Origin of the sequence: Massilia sp. YIM B02763 (assembly GCF_030412015.1) — a bacterium.
Classification (GTDB): Bacteria; Pseudomonadota; Gammaproteobacteria; order Burkholderiales; family Burkholderiaceae_D; genus Telluria.
Window position 1 is genome coordinate 326,272 of the sequence record NZ_JASNRD010000003.1, and the last position, 18,048, is coordinate 344,319.

An 18,048-nucleotide genomic window follows, 5' to 3' on the forward strand; every position below is an offset into this window, starting at 1 on the left:
CCTACTGCGCGTTGCATTTTCGTTCTGCGATGCTCGCCGTACCGTAAGTACGGCTGCGCTTCTCGAACGAAACTGCCGCCGCTCGCTACGGTTTCCGAGGCCCCTGATGCACCAAAGCAGAGCAAAACGTCTTCAAAGCGTTGCTGCAACAAAACCATGAAAAGCCCGCGCATATCCTGCGCGGGCTTTTTTCTTGTACGTTCGGGCGTTGTTGCTCGAATAATATTTGGTAAGGAATTCGCGAATTGGCATAATCGTGCCGACGGCGGCCTTCTGCCGCATTGCACAACTATGGCATAATCAAAGACCAAGCCCGCATGTAGCGGTCGTTCCAATGGACTTACCATGTTAAAAACGCTCTACGACAAACTCTGGGATTCGCATGTCGTGCGTGCCGATGCAGATGGCACCACCGTGCTGTATATCGACCGTCACCTGGTCCATGAAGTGACCAGCCCGCAAGCCTTCGAAGGCCTGCGCGTGGCGGGCCGCCCGCTATGGCGCACGTCCGCCAACCTTGCCGTAGCAGACCACAACGTCCCGACCACCGACCGCTCGCACGGCATCGCCGACCCGACCTCGCGCCTGCAGGTCGAGACGCTGGACGCCAATACCAAGGCGTTCGGGCTGACGTACTTCGACATGAACGACAAGCGCCAGGGCATCGTCCACGTGATCGGCCCCGAGCAGGGCGCCACGCTGCCCGGCATGACGGTCGTGTGCGGCGACTCGCACACCTCGACCCACGGCGCCTTCGGCTGCCTGGCGCACGGCATCGGCACCTCGGAAGTCGAGCATGTGCTGGCCACGCAGACGCTGCTGGCCAAGAAATCGAAATCGATGCTGGTGCAGGTCGACGGCCAGCTGCCGGCCGGCGTCACCGCCAAGGACATCGTGCTGGCCGTGATCGGCAAGATCGGCACGGCCGGCGGCACCGGCTACGCGATCGAATTCGCCGGCTCGGCGATCCGCGCGCTGTCGATGGAAGGCCGCATGACCGTCTGCAACATGGCGATCGAGGCGGGCGCGCGCGCCGGCATGGTCGCCGTCGACGACACCACGATCGACTACGTGAAGGGCCGTCCGTTCGCCCCCGCCGGCCCGCACTGGGACCACGCCGTCGCCTACTGGCGCACGCTGCACTCGGACCCGGGCGCGAAGTTCGACATGGTCGTGCTGCTCGACGCGGCCGAGATCCGCCCGCAGGTCACCTGGGGCACCTCGCCCGAGCAGGTGACGACGATCGACGGCCGCGTGCCCGATCCCGACCACGAAAAGGATCCGGTCAAGCGCGACGCGATGGAAAAGGCGCTCGTCTACATGGACCTGGAGCCGAACACGGCGATGGAAGACATCCCCATCGACAAGGTGTTCATCGGTTCCTGCACCAATTCGCGCATCGAGGACCTGCGCGCCGCCGCCGCCGTCGTGCGCGGCCGCCAGCGCGCCTCGAACGTGAAGCTGGCCATGGTGGTGCCGGGCTCCGGCCTCGTCAAGGAACAGGCCGAGCGCGAAGGCCTGGACAAGATCTTCAAGGCCGCCGGCTTCGAATGGCGCGAGCCGGGCTGCTCGATGTGCCTGGCGATGAACGCCGACCGGCTGGAGCCGGGCGAGCGCTGCGCCTCGACCTCGAACCGCAACTTCGAAGGACGCCAGGGGCAGGGCGGCCGCACGCACCTGGTCTCGCCGGCCATGGCCGCGGCAGCGGGCATTGCCGGCCACTTCGTCGACGTGCGTGGTCTCTGATCAAAAGAAAACTAGGTAAACACAGCATGAAGAAAGTCATCACCCTCGCACTCATCGCCTTCGTGGTCAGCGGCTGCAACACCATCTCGGGCATGGGCCGCGACGTGCAGAAAGTGGGCCAGGTCATCACCGGCGCTGGCGGCAAATAACAGTTCGATAGGCATACGCCGCGAACTCCGGGGTCGGAGCCCTTGAGAAGCAACACCGGGCTCCGACCCCTGCGGCAGAAAACATCATGGACAAATTCACCGTACACGAAGGGCTGGTGGCGCCGCTGGATCGCGCCAACGTCGATACCGACGCCATCATCCCGAAGCAGTTCCTCAAGTCGATCCGCCGCACCGGCTTCGGCCCCAACCTGTTCGACGAATGGCGCTACCTGGACCATGGCGAACCGGGCATGGACAACAGCAAGCGGCCCGTCAATCCGGACTTCGTGCTGAACCAGCCGCGCTACCAGGGTGCATCGATCCTGCTGGCGCGCAAGAACTTCGGCTGCGGCTCCTCGCGCGAGCACGCGCCGTGGGCGCTGCAGCAGTTCGGCTTTCGCGCCATCGTCGCGCCGAGCTTCGCCGACATCTTCTTCAACAACTGCTTCAAGGGCGGCCTGCTGCCCATCGTCCTGTCGGAAAACCAGGTCGACCAGCTGTTCAATGAAGTCAAGGCGTTTGCCGGCTACAAGCTGGTGGTGGACCTGGAGCGCCAGACCATCGGCACCTCGAGCGGCAGCCTGGTGTTCGAGTTCCAGATCGACGCGTTCCGCAAATACTGCCTGCTCAACGGCCTGGACGACATCGGCCTGACGCTGCGCCACGCCGACGAGATCCGCGCCTTCGAGGAACGCCACCTGCGCAGCCAGCCCTGGCTCGCCAACACCATTTAAAAGAGCAAGAGCATGAAGATTGCGATCCTGCCGGGCGACGGCATCGGCCCGGAAATCACGGCGCAAGCCGTCAAGGTCTTGAACGCGCTCGATGAGCGGTTCGAGCTGGAGAGCGCCGACGTGGGCGGCGCCGGCTACGCCGCCCACGGCCACCCGCTGCCGCCGGCCACGCTGGCGCTGGCGAAAGCGGCCGACGCCGTGCTGTTCGGCGCCGTCGGCGACTACCAGTACGACAATCTCGAGCGCGCGCTGCGGCCGGAACAGGCGATCCTCGGCCTGCGCAAGGAATTGGGCCTGTTCGCCAACCTGCGTCCCGCGATCCTGTATCCGGAACTGGCCGGCGCCTCGACGCTGAAAGCCGACGTGGTGTCGGGCCTGGACATCCTGATCATCCGCGAACTGACGGGCGACATCTATTTCGGCAAGCCGCGCGGCGTGCGCACCTGCCCGGACGGCCCGTTCGCGGGCCAGCGCGAAGGCTTCGACACGATGCGCTACGCGGAAGGCGAGATCCGCCGCATCGCCCACGTGGCCTTCCAGGCGGCGAGGAAGCGCGACAAGCGCGTGACCAGCGTCGACAAGGCCAATGTGCTGGAGACGTTCCAGTTCTGGCGCGACATCGTCACCGACGTGCACAAGGAATACCAGGACGTCGCGCTCGAACACATGTACGTCGACAATGCCGCGATGCAGCTGGTGCGCGCGCCGAAAAAATTCGACGTGATAGTGACGGGGAATATGTTCGGCGATATCCTGTCGGATGCGGCGGCCATGCTGACCGGTTCGATCGGCATGCTGCCGTCGGCCTCGCTCGACGCGAACAACAAGGGCCTGTACGAACCGTCGCACGGTTCGGCGCCGGACATTGCGGGCAAGGGCGTCGCCAATCCGCTGGCGACCATCCTGTCCGCCGCGATGATGCTGCGCTTCTCGCTCGGCAAGACCGAGCAGGCGGACCGCATCGAGAACGCGGTGAAAGCCGTGCTGGCGCAGGGACTGCGCACGCCGGACATCTTCGAGGAAGGCACGACCCGCGTCGGCACCGAAGAGATGGGCGATGCGGTGGTCAACGCATTGGCGCGATAGCCGTTAATAATGATCCGTGGACGTTCGCGTCCACGCGGAAAACGACGATAAACCCAAGGAAAAGAGATGAAATTAGTAGGTCTGGTTGGTTGGCGCGGCATGGTAGGTTCGGTCCTGATGCAGCGCATGCAGGACGAGGGCGATTTCGCCCATATCGAGCCGGTGTTCTTCACGACGTCGAACCCGGGCGGCGACGCCCCGAAGATGGCCAAGAACGAGACCAGGCTGAAAAGCGCCACCGACATCGCCGAACTGTCCAAGTGCGAGATCATCATCTCCTGCCAGGGCGGCGACTACACGACCGACGTGTACCCGAAGCTGCGCGCCGCCGGCTGGAGCGGCTACTGGATCGACGCCGCGTCGACGCTGCGCATGAACGACGACGCCGTCATCGTGCTCGACCCCGTCAACAGCGACGTGATCAAGAACGCGCTCAGCAGCGGCGTGAAGAACTACATCGGCGGCAACTGCACCGTGTCGTGCATGCTGATGGGCCTGGGCGGCCTGTTCAAGCACGACCTGGTCGACTGGATGACCTCGATGACCTACCAGGCCGCATCGGGCGGCGGCGCCCAGCACATGCGCGAACTGCTGACCCAGTTCGGCACCATCAACGCGGCCGTCAAGCCGCTGCTGGACGATCCGGCATCGGCCATCCTCGACATCGACCGCGGCGTGCTGGCGACCCAGCACGGCCTGTCCGCCGAGGAAACGAAGCAGTTCGGCGTGCCGCTGGCCGGCAACCTGATTCCCTGGATCGACAAGGACCTGGGCAACGGCCAGTCGAAGGAAGAGTGGAAGGGCGGCGCCGAGACCAACAAGATCCTGGGCCGCCACGGTTCGGGCGCGGTGATCCCCGTCGACGGCCTGTGCGTGCGCATCGGTGCGATGCGCTGCCATTCGCAGGCGCTGACCATCAAGCTCAAGAAGGACGTGCCGCTGGACGAGATCAACGACATCATCGCCAACGACAACCAGTGGGTGAAGTTCGTGCCGAACACGCGCGAAGCGTCGGTGCGCGACCTGACGCCGGCCGCCGTCACCGGCACGCTGACGATCCCGGTGGGTCGCGTGCGCAAGATGTCGATGGGTCCGGAATACATCTCGGCCTTCACGGTCGGCGACCAGCTGCTGTGGGGCGCCGCCGAGCCGCTGCGCCGCATGCTGCGCATCGTGCTGGACAAGTAAGCGTTCGCTCGCTGCAGGAGGAGGGCGGCCGCTGGCCGCCTTTTTCATTTCGACATCGCTTGATGTGGAAGCGACATCGAATCACCAAAAAAACATCATTTCGTGGAACAGGCGGTCCGCGGAACTGAGCAATCCCCGGTGTTTCCCCCTGTAGAACTTGCATGCCACAGTGCATGATGATATGTTGCCGAGACCTCCGGGCTGCTTCGGCCCCCGTCAACCCATTCTGTCCCGAATCTATGCCTGTCACTCACCGTCTCCCGATGAAGTCGTCCGCGTTGAAGAAGCTCACCGCGGCGGTCGCCAGTGCGCTCGTCCTGACGTCGGCGGCCCATGCGGCCGGCCTGGGCAAACTCACCGTGCTGTCCGCCCTGGGCCAGCCGCTGCGTGCCGAGATCGAACTGACGTCGGTGTCGCCGGAGGAAGCGTCGGGCCTGGTGGCGAAGCTGGCGTCGCCCGACGCCTTCCGCAGCGCGAACATCGAATTCAATCCGGCCCTGCTGTCGCTGCGCTTCGCCGTCGAGCAGCGCGGCGGGCGCCAGTTCATCCGCGTCAGCTCGACCCAGCCGCTGAACGAGCCCTTCGTCGACATGCTGCTGGAGCTGACTTGGAATAACGGCCGCCTGGTGCGCGAGTACACCTTCCTGCTCGACCCGGCCGAACTGCGCGCGACCCAGCCGGCCCAGGTGGCCGCGAACGAGGCGGCGCGCCCGCGCGCGGAAACGGCCCCTGCGGCCGCCCCGGCCACTGCCCCGGCCCGGACCCCGGCGGCCGAACGCCCGAGCCGCCCCGACCGCAGCGGCGCGCCCGCGCCGGCGCGCGACAGCGGCCAGGCGGCGGAGTACCGCGTCAAGCGCGGCGACACGCTGGGCGGCATCGCGACCGAGCTGAAACCGGCCGACGTGTCGCTGGACATGATGCTGGTGGCGCTGTACCGCGCCAACCCGGACGCCTTCATCGGCAACAACATGAACCGCCTGAAGTCGGGCCGCATCCTCGCCGTGCCCGAGGCCGACGCGGTGCGCGCGACCAGCCCGTCCGAGGCGCGCGGCGTGGTCGTCGCCCACGCGGCCGACTTCAACGCCTACCGCAACAAGCTGGCCGGGCAGGTCGGGGCCTCCGAAGCCGTCAAGGCGCCGCCGGCGGGCCAGAGCGCGGGCGGCCGCGTCACGGCCAAGGTCGAGGAGCGTCCGACCGCCGTCAACGAATCGCAGGACAAGCTGCGCCTGTCCAAGGCCGGCACCGACACCCCGGCCGCCACGGATGCGGCGGGCAGCACCGCCGGCACCGAAGACCGCATCGCCAAGGAAAAGGCGCTGGCCGACGCGCAGAAGCGCGTCCAGGAGCTCGAGCGCAACGTGGGCGACCTGGAAAAGCTGGCGACCGTGAAGAGCAAGAGCGGCGCCGAGGCGGCGCAGAACGCCGCCAAGCCCGCTCAGGCGCCAGATGCCGTTCTGGCCAAGACCGAGCCCGCGCCGGCCGCGGCGCCGAAGAAGCTCCCGCCGATCAAGCCCGCCGCCAAGCCGGCGGCGCCGGCGGAACCGGGCGTGTTCGATTTCATCATGGACAACCTGTCGCTGGTGGGCGGCGGCGCGGCCGCGCTGCTGCTGGCCGGCCTGTTGGTCGCCCAGCGCCGCAAGAAGAAGGACGACAAGGCCAAGGCGGTCAGCGACACGTCGGTCCTGGGCATGCCGCCGGAGCCGTCGCATTCGCTGTTCGCCGAAAGCGGCGGCCAGAGCGTGGACACCAACAACAGCGTGTTCAACTCCAGCTTCGCGCCGTCCGCCAGCCAGCTCGACACCAACGAGGTCGACCCGGTGGCGGAAGCCGACGTCTATATCGCCTACGGCCGCGACGCCCAGGCCGAGGAAATCCTCAAGGAAGCGCTGCGCACCCATCCGGAACGCATGCCGGTACGCCTGAAGCTGCTCGAGATCTATGCCGCGCGCAAGGACACGCGCGCCTTCGAAGCCCAGGCCGGCGAGCTGTACGGCATGACCCACGGCCATGGCGACGAATGGGCGCAGGCCGCCGCGCTGGGCCTGTCCATCGATCCGCTCAATCCGCTGTACGCGAACAGCGCCGCCGCCGCCGCTGGCGCCGGTGTCGGTGCAAGCGCGAGCGGCGAAGAGCTGGGCCAGCAGGCGCTGCTCTCGAAGGCGCTGGACGACGCCTACGGCGCCCCGGTCGCGGAAGATCCGCCCGCGCGCGCGCCGATGAGCTTCGACGAGCACTTCGCCGACGCCATGGCGACCGCCCAGCCGGCGCCGGAACCGGTGACCAATGCGCCGGCCAACCAGCAAGCCGCTCGGCAGGAGGACGACAATGCGCTCGACTTCGACCTGGGCGGCATGTCCTTCGAGCCGGCGACACCGCCCGCGCCGGAGCACAAGATCGACCCGAACGACCTCGATTTCGACATGAGCGACTTCGCGCCGGCAGCGCCCGCAGCTGCGCAGGCTGCTGGGTCGGCCGAAAGCGCCGCCGACAACGCGGCCGAGCGTGCGGCCGGGAAGCACCCGGCCGAGGATCCGCTCGACTTCGCCTTCGACATGGACTTCGACGCCCCGCGTGGCGAAGGACGGGCCGCCGAGCCGCCGACCCCCGCGCCGGCCGCGCGCAACGACATCGACATGGCCGACCTGGCGCGCGAATTCGACCTGCCCGAGCTGCCCACCGAGGCGCGTCCGGCCGCCCCCGAGCAGGCGGCCGCCATGGAACAGGACGATCCGCTGTTCGACCTCGACACGATGGACTTCGGCCTGGAAGAGATGCCGGCCAAGGCCCAGGCGGCACCGCATGTAGACACTGCGGTGGACACCGCGCTGGACACCCCGCTGGCATTCGACCGTGCCGAGGAGCCGGCCTCGACGCTGGCATCGAACCCGTCGCCGGCGCTGGACGACCCATTGTTCGACCTGTCGCACCTGCCGAGCGAGCATCCGGAAGCGCTGCCGACCGCCACCCCGGCGCCGGCCGCCGCCGGCTACGCGGAAAGCGACAAGGTCGCGCCGAGCGTCGACCTGTCCACGCTGGACCTCGACCTGCCGGGCGAGGGCACGCTGCCGCTGCCGGAAGTGCACAACCTGTCGGGCGGCGAGGGTGGGGACGGCGCGCTGTCGGCCATGCACATGGAAATGGAAACGAAGCTGGACCTGGCCATCGCCTACCAGGAGATCGGCGACAAGGAAGGCGCGCGCGAGCTGCTCGAGGAAGTCATCCGCGGCGGCAGCGACGAACAGGTGGACCGCGCCAATGCATTGCGCGCTTCGCTGGGATGAGGCATCGGATTTGACACGTATTGCAATGGGTGTCCAGTATGTGGGCACCGCCTGGAACGGATACCAGAAACAACCCTCGCGCGACACGGTCCAGGACCAGCTCGAGATCGCCCTCGAGCGATTCGCCTGCGTGCCCCTGCACACGACCTGCGCCGGCCGCACCGACGCCGGCGTGCACGCGATCGAGCAGGTGATCCACTTCGACACGGACCTCGAACGCGCGCCGCAGTCCTGGGTGCGCGGCACCAACGCCTTCCTGCCCGATTCGATCGTCGTGCGCTGGGCCCATGCGCTGGCGCCCGCGCCGGAACGCGAGCAATTCCACGCGCGCTTCTCGGCGCGCTCGCGCACCTACCACTACGTGCTGTACAACCACGCGAATCCGTCGGCGCTGCTGGCGGGCCGCGCCGGCTGGGTGTTCCGCCCGCTCGACGTCGAGCGCATGCGCGAAGCGGCGGCGCACCTGATCGGCACGCACGACTTCACGAGCTTCCGCGCCTCCGGCTGCCAGGCCAATTCGCCCATCAAGGACATGCAGCAGATCAAGATCGAGCGGATGGGCGACATCATCGTGTTCACCGTGCGCGCCAGCGCCTTTCTCCACCACATGGTGCGCAACATCGTCGGCTCGCTGATCTACGTCGGCACCGGACGCAACGAGCCGGGCTGGATGGCCGAGGTGCTGGCCGCCCGTTCGCGCGACGCGGCGGCCCCGACCTTCATGCCGGACGGGCTGTACCTCGCCGCGATCGATTATGATGCGAAGTGGGGGCTGCCGCAGGAACCGGCGCCGCCGCTGCCCTGGCTTTGACGCTTGGTGGGCATGTGATGCCCACCCTACGAATCGTCAAACCTCTTTTTTCGTCGGCTTGAGCACGTCGTCCCTGCGAAGGCAGGGACCCAGTTTTTGAGCGCTGCCGCTGCGCAAGCAACATTGGGTCCCCGCCTGCGCGGGGACGACGTTAGTGGATTTCCCATGCAACGTACCCGTATCAAGATCTGCGGCATCACCCGCGAACAGGACCTGCAGGCCGCCGTGGCCGCCGGCGCCGACGCGCTCGGCTTCGTGTTCTACCCGAAGAGCCCGCGCTACGTCGCGCCGCAGCGCTTCGCCGAATTGTCCCGCCACCTGCCGCCGTTCGTGAGCGCGACCGCCTTGTTCGTCAACGCGTCCGTGGACGAGGTCCGGGCCGTCGTCGCGGCCGGCCCCGTCGCGTTGCTGCAGTTCCACGGCGACGAGACGCCGCAGGAGTGCGCCGCCATCGCCGCGGCCGTGCAGCGGCCGTTCGTACGGGCCTATCGGGTAAAGCCTGACACGACGGCCGCCGATTTGATAGAATCGGAAGCTCAATACCGCGCCGCTTCTCCCTGGTGCTCGGGCCTGTTGCTCGATACCTGGGTCGATGCCTACGGCGGCGCAGGAAAGGTCTTCGATTGGTCTCTTATTCCAAAAGAGCTCGCGCCTCGGGTCGTTTTGAGTGGTGGCTTGAGCGTACACAACGTGACTGGCGCGGTAGCGCTGGTACGCCCCTTCGCGGTCGACATCAGTAGCGGTGTCGAGGCGAGCAAGGGGATCAAGGATGCCCGCCTGATCGACGCGTTCGTCGATGCGGTGCGGGCCGCCGACGTCACGTTTGAAAGCCGAGCACACCATGAAGACCCCATCGAACACCGGCGCTGAAGCGCTGTTCAAGACTTCCGACTACCAATTGCCGGACGCGTCCGGCCACTTCGGCCCCTACGGCGGCAGCTTCGTCGCCGAGACGCTCAGCCACGCGCTGGCCGAACTGAACGACGCGTACGCGCGCTACAGCCAGGATCCCGCCTTCCTGGAAGAGTTCCGCTACGAACTGGCCCACTTCGTCGGCCGTCCGTCTCCCGTCTACCACGCCAAGCGCTGGTCGCAGCAGGGCGCCTCGGGCGACCTGGGCGCGCAGATCTACTTCAAGCGCGAAGACCTGAACCACACGGGCGCGCACAAGATCAACAACGTGATCGGCCAGGCGCTGCTGGCCCGCCGCATGGGCAAGCCGCGCATCATCGCCGAGACGGGCGCCGGCCAGCATGGCGTGGCCACCGCGACCATCTGCGCGCGCTTCGGCCTCGAATGCGTGATCTACATGGGCGCCGAGGACGTCAAGCGCCAGGCCCAGAACGTCTACCGCATGAAGCTCTTGGGCGCGACCGTCGTCCCCGTCGAATCGGGCTCGAAGACGCTCAAGGACGCGCTCAACGAGGCGATGCGCGACTGGGTCACGAACATCGAGAACACCTTCTACATCATCGGCACCGTGGCGGGTCCGCACCCGTACCCGATGATGGTGCGCGACTTCCAGTCCGTCATCGGCGAGGAATGCCGCGTGCAGATGCCCGCCATGACGGGCCGCCAGCCGGACTATGTGGTCGCCTGCATCGGCGGCGGCTCCAACGCGATGGGCATCTTCTACCCGTACATCGACGAGCCGGGCGTCAAGCTCGTGGGCGTCGAGGCGGCGGGCGAGGGCCTGGACTCCGGCAAGCACGCGGCCTCGCTGACGGCCGGCTTCCCCGGCGTCCTGCACGGCAACCGCACCTACCTGCTGCAGGACGACAACGGCCAGATCATCGAGACGCATTCCGTCTCGGCGGGCCTGGACTATCCGGGCGTGGGCCCCGAGCACGCCTGGCTGAAGGACAGCAAGCGCGCCGAGTACGTGTCGATCACGGACGACGAGGCGCTGGCCGCCTTCCACGACTGCTGCCGCATCGAAGGCATCATCCCGGCGCTGGAATCCTCGCACGCGATCGCCTACGCGGCCAAGCTGGCGCCGACGCTGCCGGCCGACCAGATCATCCTGGTCAATTTGTCGGGCCGCGGCGACAAGGACATGCACACCGTGGCGCAACGGGCCGGACTCGACTTCGGTTGATCCGCGCTCCGTCTCCCACAATTTAAAAAAGGAAAAAGCATGTCCCGCATCGCACAGACTTTCGACGCCCTGAAGGAACAGGGCAAAACCGGCCTCGTCACCTTCATCACGGCCGGCGACCCCGGGCCGGAACTGACCGTCCCCCTGCTGCACGCCCTCGTCGAGGGCGGCGCCGACGTCCTCGAACTCGGCATCCCGTTCTCCGACCCGATGGCCGAAGGCCCCGTCATCCAGCGCGCCTGCGAACGCGCGCTGGCCTTCGGCATCGGCATGAAGGACGTGCTCGGCTACGTCCGCGCCTTCCGCGAAAAGAACCGGCACACGCCCATCGTCCTGATGGGCTACGCCAACCCCATCGAGCGCATGGGCCCGTCGGAATTCATCCGCCAGGCGAAGGAAGCGGGCGCCGACGGCGCCATCGTCGTCGACTATCCGCCGGAAGAGTGCGAGGAATTCGCGGCCGAGATGAAGGAGAACGACCTCGACCTGATCTTCCTGCTGGCGCCGACCTCGACGGCGCAGCGCATCCAGCAGGTGGCACGCCACGGCAGCGGCTTCTCCTACTACGTCTCGCTCAAGGGCGTGACGGGCGCCGGCGGCATCGACACGGCCGACGTCGCGCGCCGCGTGGCCGCCATCCGAGAACACGTCAAGCTGCCGATCGGCGTGGGCTTCGGCATCCGCGACGCGGCCACGGCCAAATCGGTGGCCCAAGTCGCCGACGCCGTCGTCATCGGCAGCCGCATCATCCAGGAACTGGAGAACACGCCGAAGGAGCAGGGGCCGGCGGCGGTGCGCGCCTTCGTGGCCGGTATCCGGACGGCGCTGGACGCGCGCTGAACGAAAAAACCCGACGTTTCAGGCGGGTCGTGGCAACGCGACCGCCGTGCCGTGACCGGGGCCGCGTGCCCCGGTTTTCATTTGCATTGCCGACAACTTCGGGTAGATTGTCGCAATGAACGTACGCAAACGCCTGACCTTCTGGTCCGCCGACGCCGACGACGACAGCCTCGTGCGCGCCGTCCTCGCCGGCCGCAAGACCGTCACCGCCGACCTCGTCGAGGATTACTACCGCGGCTACGGCGAACTGGGCGAGGGCGGCTACGCGGCTGGCGAGCTGATCGACATCCTGGACCCGCGCGGCCGGCGGCGCGGCACGATCCGCGCGACGAAGGTCGAGGTCATCCGCTTCGGCGCCATTCCCGAGGCGGTATGGCGCGGTGAAGGCTTCGACAGCGCCCGCGCTTTTCAAGAGTGCCACGTCGCCTGCATGCCGCAATACGACCTGCATGACGACGTCGAATTCGTCGCGCTGCACTTCGAACTCGTCGAGGCCGCCATGGTCGAACAAGGGTAAAACCCGCTTGCTGAGCCGTTTTGCAAGCTTGCCGAACAGGCAATTGAATCCGGCTGGACATTAGAGCAAGCATTCGACAAGAGCATTCCGACCGGCTACACTACCGCCAAATTCAGATTTGCCGCAAAGGAGAACACATGAGTTGGTTGGAAAAACTGCTGCCCCCACGGATCCAGCGCTCCGATGCCGCCAAAAAACAGACCATGCCCGAGGGCCTGTGGGTCAAGTGCCCGTCGTGCGAGTCGGTCCTGTACCGCACGGACCTCGAGTCGAACCTGCACGTCTGCCCGAAATGCAGCCACCATATGCGCATCCGCGCCCGCGACCGCCTCGATGCGTTGCTGGACGAAGGTGGCCGCTACGAGATCGGCCAGGATGCGCTGCCGGTCGATACGCTGAAGTTCAAAGACAGCAAGAAATATCCTGACCGCCTGAAGTCGGCCATGGATGCCACCGGCGAGACCGATGCGCTGATCGTGCAGGGCGGTTCGATCATGAGCCTGCCGGTCGTCGTCGCCTGCTTCGAGTTCGAGTTCATGGGCGGTTCCATGGGTTCCGTCGTCGGCGAGCGCTTCGCCCGCGGCGCCCAGGTCGCCCTGGAGCAGAAAGTGCCGTTCATCTGCATCACCGCCACCGGCGGCGCGCGCATGCAGGAAGGCCTGTTGTCGCTGATGCAGATGGCCAAGACCACGGCGATGCTGACCAAGCTGTCGGAGAAAAAACTGCCGTTCATCAGCGTGCTGACCGACCCGACGATGGGCGGCGTGTCCGCCTCGTTCGCCTTCATGGGCGACGTCGTGATGGCCGAGCCGAAAGCCCTGATCGGCTTCGCCGGCCCGCGCGTGATCGAGAACACCGTGCGCGAAAAGCTGCCGGAAGGCTTCCAGCGCGCCGAGTTCCTGGTGCAGAAGGGCGCCATCGACATGATCGTCGACCGCCGCAAGATGCGCGAGGAAATCGCCCGCCTGCTGGCCCTGCTGCAAAGCCAGCCGGCCGACGTCATCGCCTGATCGTTCGACCCGACGCGGCCGGCGCCTTGCAAGAGGTGCCGGCCGTTCGCGCTTGTTCAGCCGCACGTTCAGCCACACAGGCACCATCCGGATACCCCCATGCAAACTCTCCCCACCACCTTGCCCGACTGGCTGGCGCTGCTCGAGTCGCGCCACGCCGAAACCCATATCGACATGGGCCTGGACCGCGTGCGCGCCGTCAAGGAACGCATGCAACTGGCGTTTTCCTGTCCCGTCATCATGGTCGCCGGCACCAACGGCAAGGGTTCCACCTGCGCGATGCTGGAATCGATGCTGCTGCACGGCGGCTACCGCGTCGGCCTGTACATCAAGCCGCACTTCCTCGACTTCAACGAGCGCGCCCGCCTGAACGGCGAAATGGCGTCCGACGCGGCCCTGATCGCCGCGTTCAACGAGGTGGAAGCGCAGCGCGGCGACATCGACCTGACCTATTTCGAGTTCACGACGCTGGCCATCATGCGCCTGCTGTCGACGTCCGAGATCGACGTCGCGATCCTGGAAGTGGGCCTGGGCGGACGCCTCGACGCGGTGAACGTGATCGATGCCGACGTCTCCATCGTCACCAGCATCGACATCGACCACAAGGACTACCTGGGCGACACGCGCGAGGAGATCGGCTTCGAGAAGGCCGGCATCTTCCGCCCGGGCAAGCCGGCGATCTGCAGCGACCCGCAGCCGCCGCAATCGCTGATCGACCATGCGGAACAGATCGGCGCCGACCTGTGGCTGATCGGCCGCGACTTCAACTACCAGGGCGACAAGCAGCAATGGGCCTATGGCGGCCGCAACCAGCGCCGCAATTCGCTGGCCTATCCGGCGCTGCGCGGCGCCAACCAGCTGCTCAACGCCTCGGCCGCGCTGGCCGCGCTGGAAGCGCTGCGCCTGCAGCTGCCCGTCGGCGCCCAGGAAGTGCGCACGGGCCTCGCGCTCGTCGAGCTGCCGGGCCGCTTCCAGGTGCTGCCGGGCCGCCCGACCACCGTGCTGGACGTGGCCCACAATCCTCACGCGGCCGCCACGCTGGCCCAGAACCTGGGCAATATGGGCTTCCACCGCTTCACCTACGCGGTCTTCGGCATCATGCAGGACAAGGACATCGAGGCCGTCGTGTCGCACATGGCGCCATATGTCGACCACTGGTGCGTGGCGGCGCTGCCGTCGCCCCGTTCGGCGGACGTCGAGGAACTGGCCGCGCTGCTGGCGGCGAAGAAGCCGGCCGGCGCCAAGCCGGACGAATTTTCGGTGACGACCTTCGCCGATCCCGCAACGGCGTTCGCAGATGCAACTAGCCGGGCCGGGCAGGATGATAGAATAGTGGTCTTTGGTTCGTTCTATACCGTGGCCGGCGTGATGGCGGCCCGTAAAAATTCTCTTCATTGACCTGAGATCGCATGGGCTTGTTCTCCCGTAAAAGCAAGCAGGACCGCCTTGCCGAAGACAGCGGCCGCTTCTACAGCAAGGACGACGATGCCGCTGCCGGCGCGCGTGCCCGCGCCAAGCGCGCCAGCAACGCGGGCGGCGGCGCGACCCGCCGTCCCGGCAACGACCCGCTGCTGCCGGAGAAGAAACGCGCCCGCCGCCGCCTCGTCGGCGCCATCGCGCTGGCGCTGGCCGCCGCGGTAGGCCTGCCGATGCTGCTCGATTCCGAGCCCAAGCCGCTGGCCGGCGACATCGCGATCCAGATCCCGGCCAAGGACAAGGCGGCGCCGCTGCCGGTGCCCAGCGCCGACAAGACCGTGGCCGCCGAGGACAGCGTCGACCAGGACGAGGAAGTCGTCCCGGCCGAGGGCGCCAAGCCGGCCGGCAAGCCCGCCGCCGTCGCCGCCGCGCCCAAGGCCGAGCCGGCGCAGCCTGCGCTGCCGAAGGCCGAGGCCAAGCCCGAAACCAGGCTCGAACCCAAGCCGGAGCCGAAAGTGGACACCCGCGCGGCCGAGCGCGAACGCCTCGAACGGGAACGCGCGGAAAAGGAACGCATCGCCCACGAACGCGCCGAGCGCGAACGCGCGGACCGCGAGCGTGCCGAGCGCGCCGCCAAGGCCGAGCACGAACGTGCCGAGAAGCTGGCGAAGCAGAAGGCCGCCGAGGAAAAACCCGTCAAGCCCGCGGCCAAGCCCGAAGGCGACAGCGCCCGCGCCATGGCGATCCTGGAAGGCAAGCCTGCCGACAAGCCTGCCGACAAGGACAGGGCCGACGCCGCCGGCCAGAAGGTCGTCGTGCAGGTGATCGCCACCGCCAGCGCCGACAAGGCCGCCGAGGTGCAGGGCAAGCTGCGCGAGGCCGGCATCAGCTCGTACACCCAGAAGACGACGACGTCGTCGGGTGAGCTGATCCGCGTGCGCGTCGGCCCGTTCAGCCGCGACGAGGCGGAAAAAGTCCGCGCCAAGCTGGGCCGCATCGGCATGTCCGGCGCAATCACCCCGGTCTGATGCCGGATAACGCAGCGAAGCCGAACGCAGAGCGCCGTGACGATCTTCGACTACATCGTCCTGTTCATCCTCGTCTCGTCGGTCGTCATCAGCACGATGCGCGGCCTGGTCAAGGAAATCCTGTCGCTGGTGGGCTGGATCGCGGCCTTCGTCGTCGCCAACGCATTCGGCGCGAAGCTGGCGCCCATGCTACCATCCGTGGTTCCGGGCGAGGCCTTGCGCCTGATCGTTGCCTTCATTGCACTGTTTCTCGGCGTGCGCGTATTGATGGGCCTGCTCTCGCTGGCCATCGGCGCGCTGATCGAGGCTTCCGGCCTGTCGCTGGCGGACCGCGGCCTGGGTGGCTTGTTCGGACTGGGCAGGGGCATTGTAATCGTGTTGGCCGGCGTCATATTGTGTGGGATGACATCGATTCCCCAGCAGGATTTCTGGAAAAACGCGCTGCTCTCTCCCATGGCGGAAACGGGGGCGCGCACGGTCAAGCCTTTCTTGCCTGCTGCCTTCGCGCAGCACGTGCAGTATTAGCTGTTCCAGCTGTATCGCTTTAGCAATTCCTTTGTCTAGTTTAGGAGCACACCATGTGTGGCATCGTCGGCGTCGTCTCGCAAGCCCCCGTCAACCAGCTGTTATATGATGCTTTGTTGCTGTTGCAGCATCGCGGTCAGGATGCGGCGGGCATTGCAACCAATCACAGCAGCATGTTCTCGATGTACAAGGCCAACGGCCTGGTGCGCGACGTGTTCCGCACCCGTAACATGCGTTCGCTGATGGGCAATTCCGGCATCGGCCATTGCCGCTATCCGACCGCCGGCTCCTCGAGCGAAGAGGAAGCGCAGCCGTTCTACGTGAATGCCCCGTTCGGCATCACGCTGGCCCACAACGGCAACCTGACCAACCAGGAACAGCTGAAGGACGAGCTGTTCCGCATCGACCGCCGTCACGTCAACACGGGTTCCGACTCGGAAGTGCTGCTGAACGTGCTGGCCCACGAGATCCAGACGGCCGCCGACGGCTATTCGCTGGATGGCGAAGCCGTGTTCAAGGCCGTCGCCAACGTGCACCGCCGCGTGCGCGGCGCCTACGCCGTCATCGCCCAGATCGCCGGCCATGGCCTGCTGGCCTTCCGCGATCCGTTCGGCATCCGTCCGCTGTGCCTGGGCATCAACGAGACCCCGAACGGCCCCGAGTACCTGGTCGCCAGCGAATCCGTCGCGCTGGAAGGCCTGGGCTTCCGCTTCGTGCGCGACATCGCGCCGGGCGAGGCCATCTGGGTCGATAGCGAGAGCCGCCTGCACTCGCGCCAGTGCGCCGAGAATCCGTCGCTGAACCCGTGCGCGTTCGAATACGTGTACCTGGCCCGTCCGGACTCCGTCATCGACGGCGCCTCCGTCTACGCCACCCGCCTCAAGATGGGCGAATACCTGGCCGACAAGATCCGCAAGGAGATCCCGGTCGATGAGATCGACGTCGTCATGCCGATCCCGGACTCCTCGCGCCCGGCCGCCATCCAGCTGGCGCTGAAGCTCGGCGTCGAATACCGCGAAGGCTTCATCAAGAACCGCTACGTCGGCCGCACCTTCATCATGCCGGGCCAGGCGATGCGCAAGAAGTCGGTGCGCCAGAAGCTGAACGCGATCCCGTCCGAGTTCAAGGGCAAGAACGTGCTGCTGGTCGACGACTCGATCGTGCGCGGCACCACCAGCCGCGAGATCGTGCAGATGGCGCGCGAATCGGGCGCCAACAAGGTGTTCTTCGCTTCGGCCGCGCCGCCGGTGCTGTACCCGAACGTGTACGGCATCGACATGCCGACCCGCGACGAGCTGATCGCCCACGGCCGCACCGTCGAGGAAGTCTGCCGCGAGATCACCGCGGACCGCCTGGTGTACCAGGACCTGGACGCGCTGAAGAAGTCGATCATGGACGTCAACCCGGCGCTGACGAGCGTCGAAGCCTCGTGCTTCGACGGCGTCTACATCACGGGCGACATCACCCCGGCCTACCTGGACAAGCTGGAGAACCACCGCCACCAGTCCTCCGGTAAATCGTCGGACGATATCGTGCGCACGCAGCTGAACCTGAATCCAGCCGTCGCCGCCGAATAAGTTCCTGGGCGCCGCTGGCGCCCTTTTCATTTTGTAGCATCC

Annotated in this window: 16 protein-coding genes; all 16 read left to right on the forward strand. The window is 66.7% G+C overall.

The window, feature by feature from the left end; genetic code table 11:
• Positions 1 to 345 precede the first annotated feature (345 nt).
• The 16 genes from leuC to purF all read left to right on the forward strand — a co-directional run bounded on the left by leuC (position 346) and on the right by purF (position 18,006).
• On the forward strand, positions 346 to 1,746 hold the full coding sequence (leuC, locus tag QPK32_RS07045; protein ID WP_290412068.1) for a 3-isopropylmalate dehydratase large subunit: 1,401 nt from the start codon (positions 346 to 348) through the stop codon (positions 1,744 to 1,746).
• 26 nt (positions 1,747 to 1,772) lie between these two features.
• Entirely contained in the window at positions 1,773 to 1,895 is a 123-nt protein-coding gene (locus QPK32_RS07050) for a lipoprotein (RefSeq protein WP_290412069.1), read from the forward strand.
• Between the two features lie 86 nt (positions 1,896 to 1,981).
• Complete coding sequence (leuD, locus tag QPK32_RS07055; protein ID WP_290412070.1) at positions 1,982 to 2,629, forward strand: 3-isopropylmalate dehydratase small subunit; 648 nt, start codon at positions 1,982 to 1,984, stop codon at positions 2,627 to 2,629.
• 12 nt (positions 2,630 to 2,641) lie between these two features.
• The gene (gene leuB, locus QPK32_RS07060) at positions 2,642 to 3,715 is read left to right on the forward strand and encodes a 3-isopropylmalate dehydrogenase (protein ID WP_290412071.1); all 1,074 of its coding nucleotides are present in this window, start codon (positions 2,642 to 2,644) and stop codon (positions 3,713 to 3,715) included.
• A gap of 66 nt (positions 3,716 to 3,781) precedes the next feature.
• Positions 3,782 to 4,903 (forward strand): aspartate-semialdehyde dehydrogenase, encoded by a 1,122-nt coding sequence (gene asd, locus QPK32_RS07065; RefSeq protein ID WP_290412072.1) that lies wholly within the window; start codon positions 3,782 to 3,784, stop codon positions 4,901 to 4,903.
• Positions 4,904 to 5,181: 278 nt separating this feature from the next.
• On the forward strand, positions 5,182 to 8,184 hold the full coding sequence (locus QPK32_RS07070) for a FimV/HubP family polar landmark protein (RefSeq protein WP_290412073.1): 3,003 nt from the start codon (positions 5,182 to 5,184) through the stop codon (positions 8,182 to 8,184).
• A gap of 10 nt (positions 8,185 to 8,194) precedes the next feature.
• Entirely contained in the window at positions 8,195 to 8,995 is an 801-nt protein-coding gene (gene truA, locus QPK32_RS07075; protein ID WP_290412074.1) for a tRNA pseudouridine(38-40) synthase TruA, read from the forward strand.
• Between the two features lie 165 nt (positions 8,996 to 9,160).
• Positions 9,161 to 9,865, forward strand: coding sequence for a phosphoribosylanthranilate isomerase (locus QPK32_RS07080; RefSeq protein WP_290412075.1), 705 nt, complete (start codon positions 9,161 to 9,163; stop codon positions 9,863 to 9,865).
• Entirely contained in the window at positions 9,837 to 11,093 is a 1,257-nt protein-coding gene (trpB, locus tag QPK32_RS07085) for a tryptophan synthase subunit beta (RefSeq protein ID WP_290412076.1), read from the forward strand. Before QPK32_RS07080 ends, trpB begins: the two co-directional genes overlap by 29 nt.
• A 39-nt stretch (positions 11,094 to 11,132) precedes the next feature.
• Positions 11,133 to 11,933 (forward strand): tryptophan synthase subunit alpha, encoded by an 801-nt coding sequence (trpA, locus tag QPK32_RS07090; RefSeq protein WP_290412077.1) that lies wholly within the window; start codon positions 11,133 to 11,135, stop codon positions 11,931 to 11,933.
• A gap of 115 nt (positions 11,934 to 12,048) precedes the next feature.
• Positions 12,049 to 12,450 carry an ASCH domain-containing protein gene (locus QPK32_RS07095; RefSeq protein ID WP_290412078.1) on the forward strand — a complete coding sequence of 134 codons (402 nt, stop codon included), beginning with the start codon at positions 12,049 to 12,051 and terminating at the stop codon, positions 12,448 to 12,450.
• 137 nt (positions 12,451 to 12,587) lie between these two features.
• Positions 12,588 to 13,460: an acetyl-CoA carboxylase, carboxyltransferase subunit beta gene (accD, locus tag QPK32_RS07100; protein ID WP_290412079.1), complete on the forward strand. Its 873-nt coding sequence runs from the start codon at positions 12,588 to 12,590 to the stop codon at positions 13,458 to 13,460.
• Between the two features lie 99 nt (positions 13,461 to 13,559).
• Positions 13,560 to 14,858, forward strand: coding sequence for a bifunctional tetrahydrofolate synthase/dihydrofolate synthase (folC, locus tag QPK32_RS07105; protein WP_290412080.1), 1,299 nt, complete (start codon positions 13,560 to 13,562; stop codon positions 14,856 to 14,858).
• A gap of 11 nt (positions 14,859 to 14,869) precedes the next feature.
• Positions 14,870 to 15,904, forward strand: a complete 1,035-nt coding sequence (locus tag QPK32_RS07110) for an SPOR domain-containing protein (protein ID WP_290412081.1) — start codon at positions 14,870 to 14,872, stop codon at positions 15,902 to 15,904.
• Positions 15,905 to 15,940: 36 nt separating this feature from the next.
• A complete protein-coding gene (locus QPK32_RS07115; RefSeq protein WP_290412082.1) occupies positions 15,941 to 16,429 on the forward strand; it encodes a CvpA family protein in 489 nt (162 codons plus the stop codon).
• Between the two features lie 53 nt (positions 16,430 to 16,482).
• On the forward strand, positions 16,483 to 18,006 hold the full coding sequence (purF, locus tag QPK32_RS07120) for an amidophosphoribosyltransferase (protein WP_290412083.1): 1,524 nt from the start codon (positions 16,483 to 16,485) through the stop codon (positions 18,004 to 18,006).
• The last annotated feature ends 42 nt before the right edge of the window (positions 18,007 to 18,048 follow it).

Coding starts and splice junctions, on each gene's coding strand:
- leuC (WP_290412068.1), top strand. CDS start 346: ATGTTAAAAACGCTCTACGACAAACTCTGGGATTCGCATGTCGTGCGT.
- QPK32_RS07050 (WP_290412069.1), top strand. CDS start 1,773: ATGAAGAAAGTCATCACCCTCGCACTCATCGCCTTCGTGGTCAGCGGC.
- leuD (WP_290412070.1), top strand. CDS start 1,982: ATGGACAAATTCACCGTACACGAAGGGCTGGTGGCGCCGCTGGATCGC.
- leuB (WP_290412071.1), top strand. CDS start 2,642: ATGAAGATTGCGATCCTGCCGGGCGACGGCATCGGCCCGGAAATCACG.
- asd (WP_290412072.1), top strand. CDS start 3,782: ATGAAATTAGTAGGTCTGGTTGGTTGGCGCGGCATGGTAGGTTCGGTC.
- QPK32_RS07080 (WP_290412075.1), top strand. CDS start 9,161: ATGCAACGTACCCGTATCAAGATCTGCGGCATCACCCGCGAACAGGAC.
- trpB (WP_290412076.1), top strand. CDS start 9,837: ATGAAGACCCCATCGAACACCGGCGCTGAAGCGCTGTTCAAGACTTCC.
- trpA (WP_290412077.1), top strand. CDS start 11,133: ATGTCCCGCATCGCACAGACTTTCGACGCCCTGAAGGAACAGGGCAAA.
- QPK32_RS07095 (WP_290412078.1), top strand. CDS start 12,049: ATGAACGTACGCAAACGCCTGACCTTCTGGTCCGCCGACGCCGACGAC.
- accD (WP_290412079.1), top strand. CDS start 12,588: ATGAGTTGGTTGGAAAAACTGCTGCCCCCACGGATCCAGCGCTCCGAT.
- folC (WP_290412080.1), top strand. CDS start 13,560: ATGCAAACTCTCCCCACCACCTTGCCCGACTGGCTGGCGCTGCTCGAG.
- QPK32_RS07110 (WP_290412081.1), top strand. CDS start 14,870: ATGGGCTTGTTCTCCCGTAAAAGCAAGCAGGACCGCCTTGCCGAAGAC.
- purF (WP_290412083.1), top strand. CDS start 16,483: ATGTGTGGCATCGTCGGCGTCGTCTCGCAAGCCCCCGTCAACCAGCTG.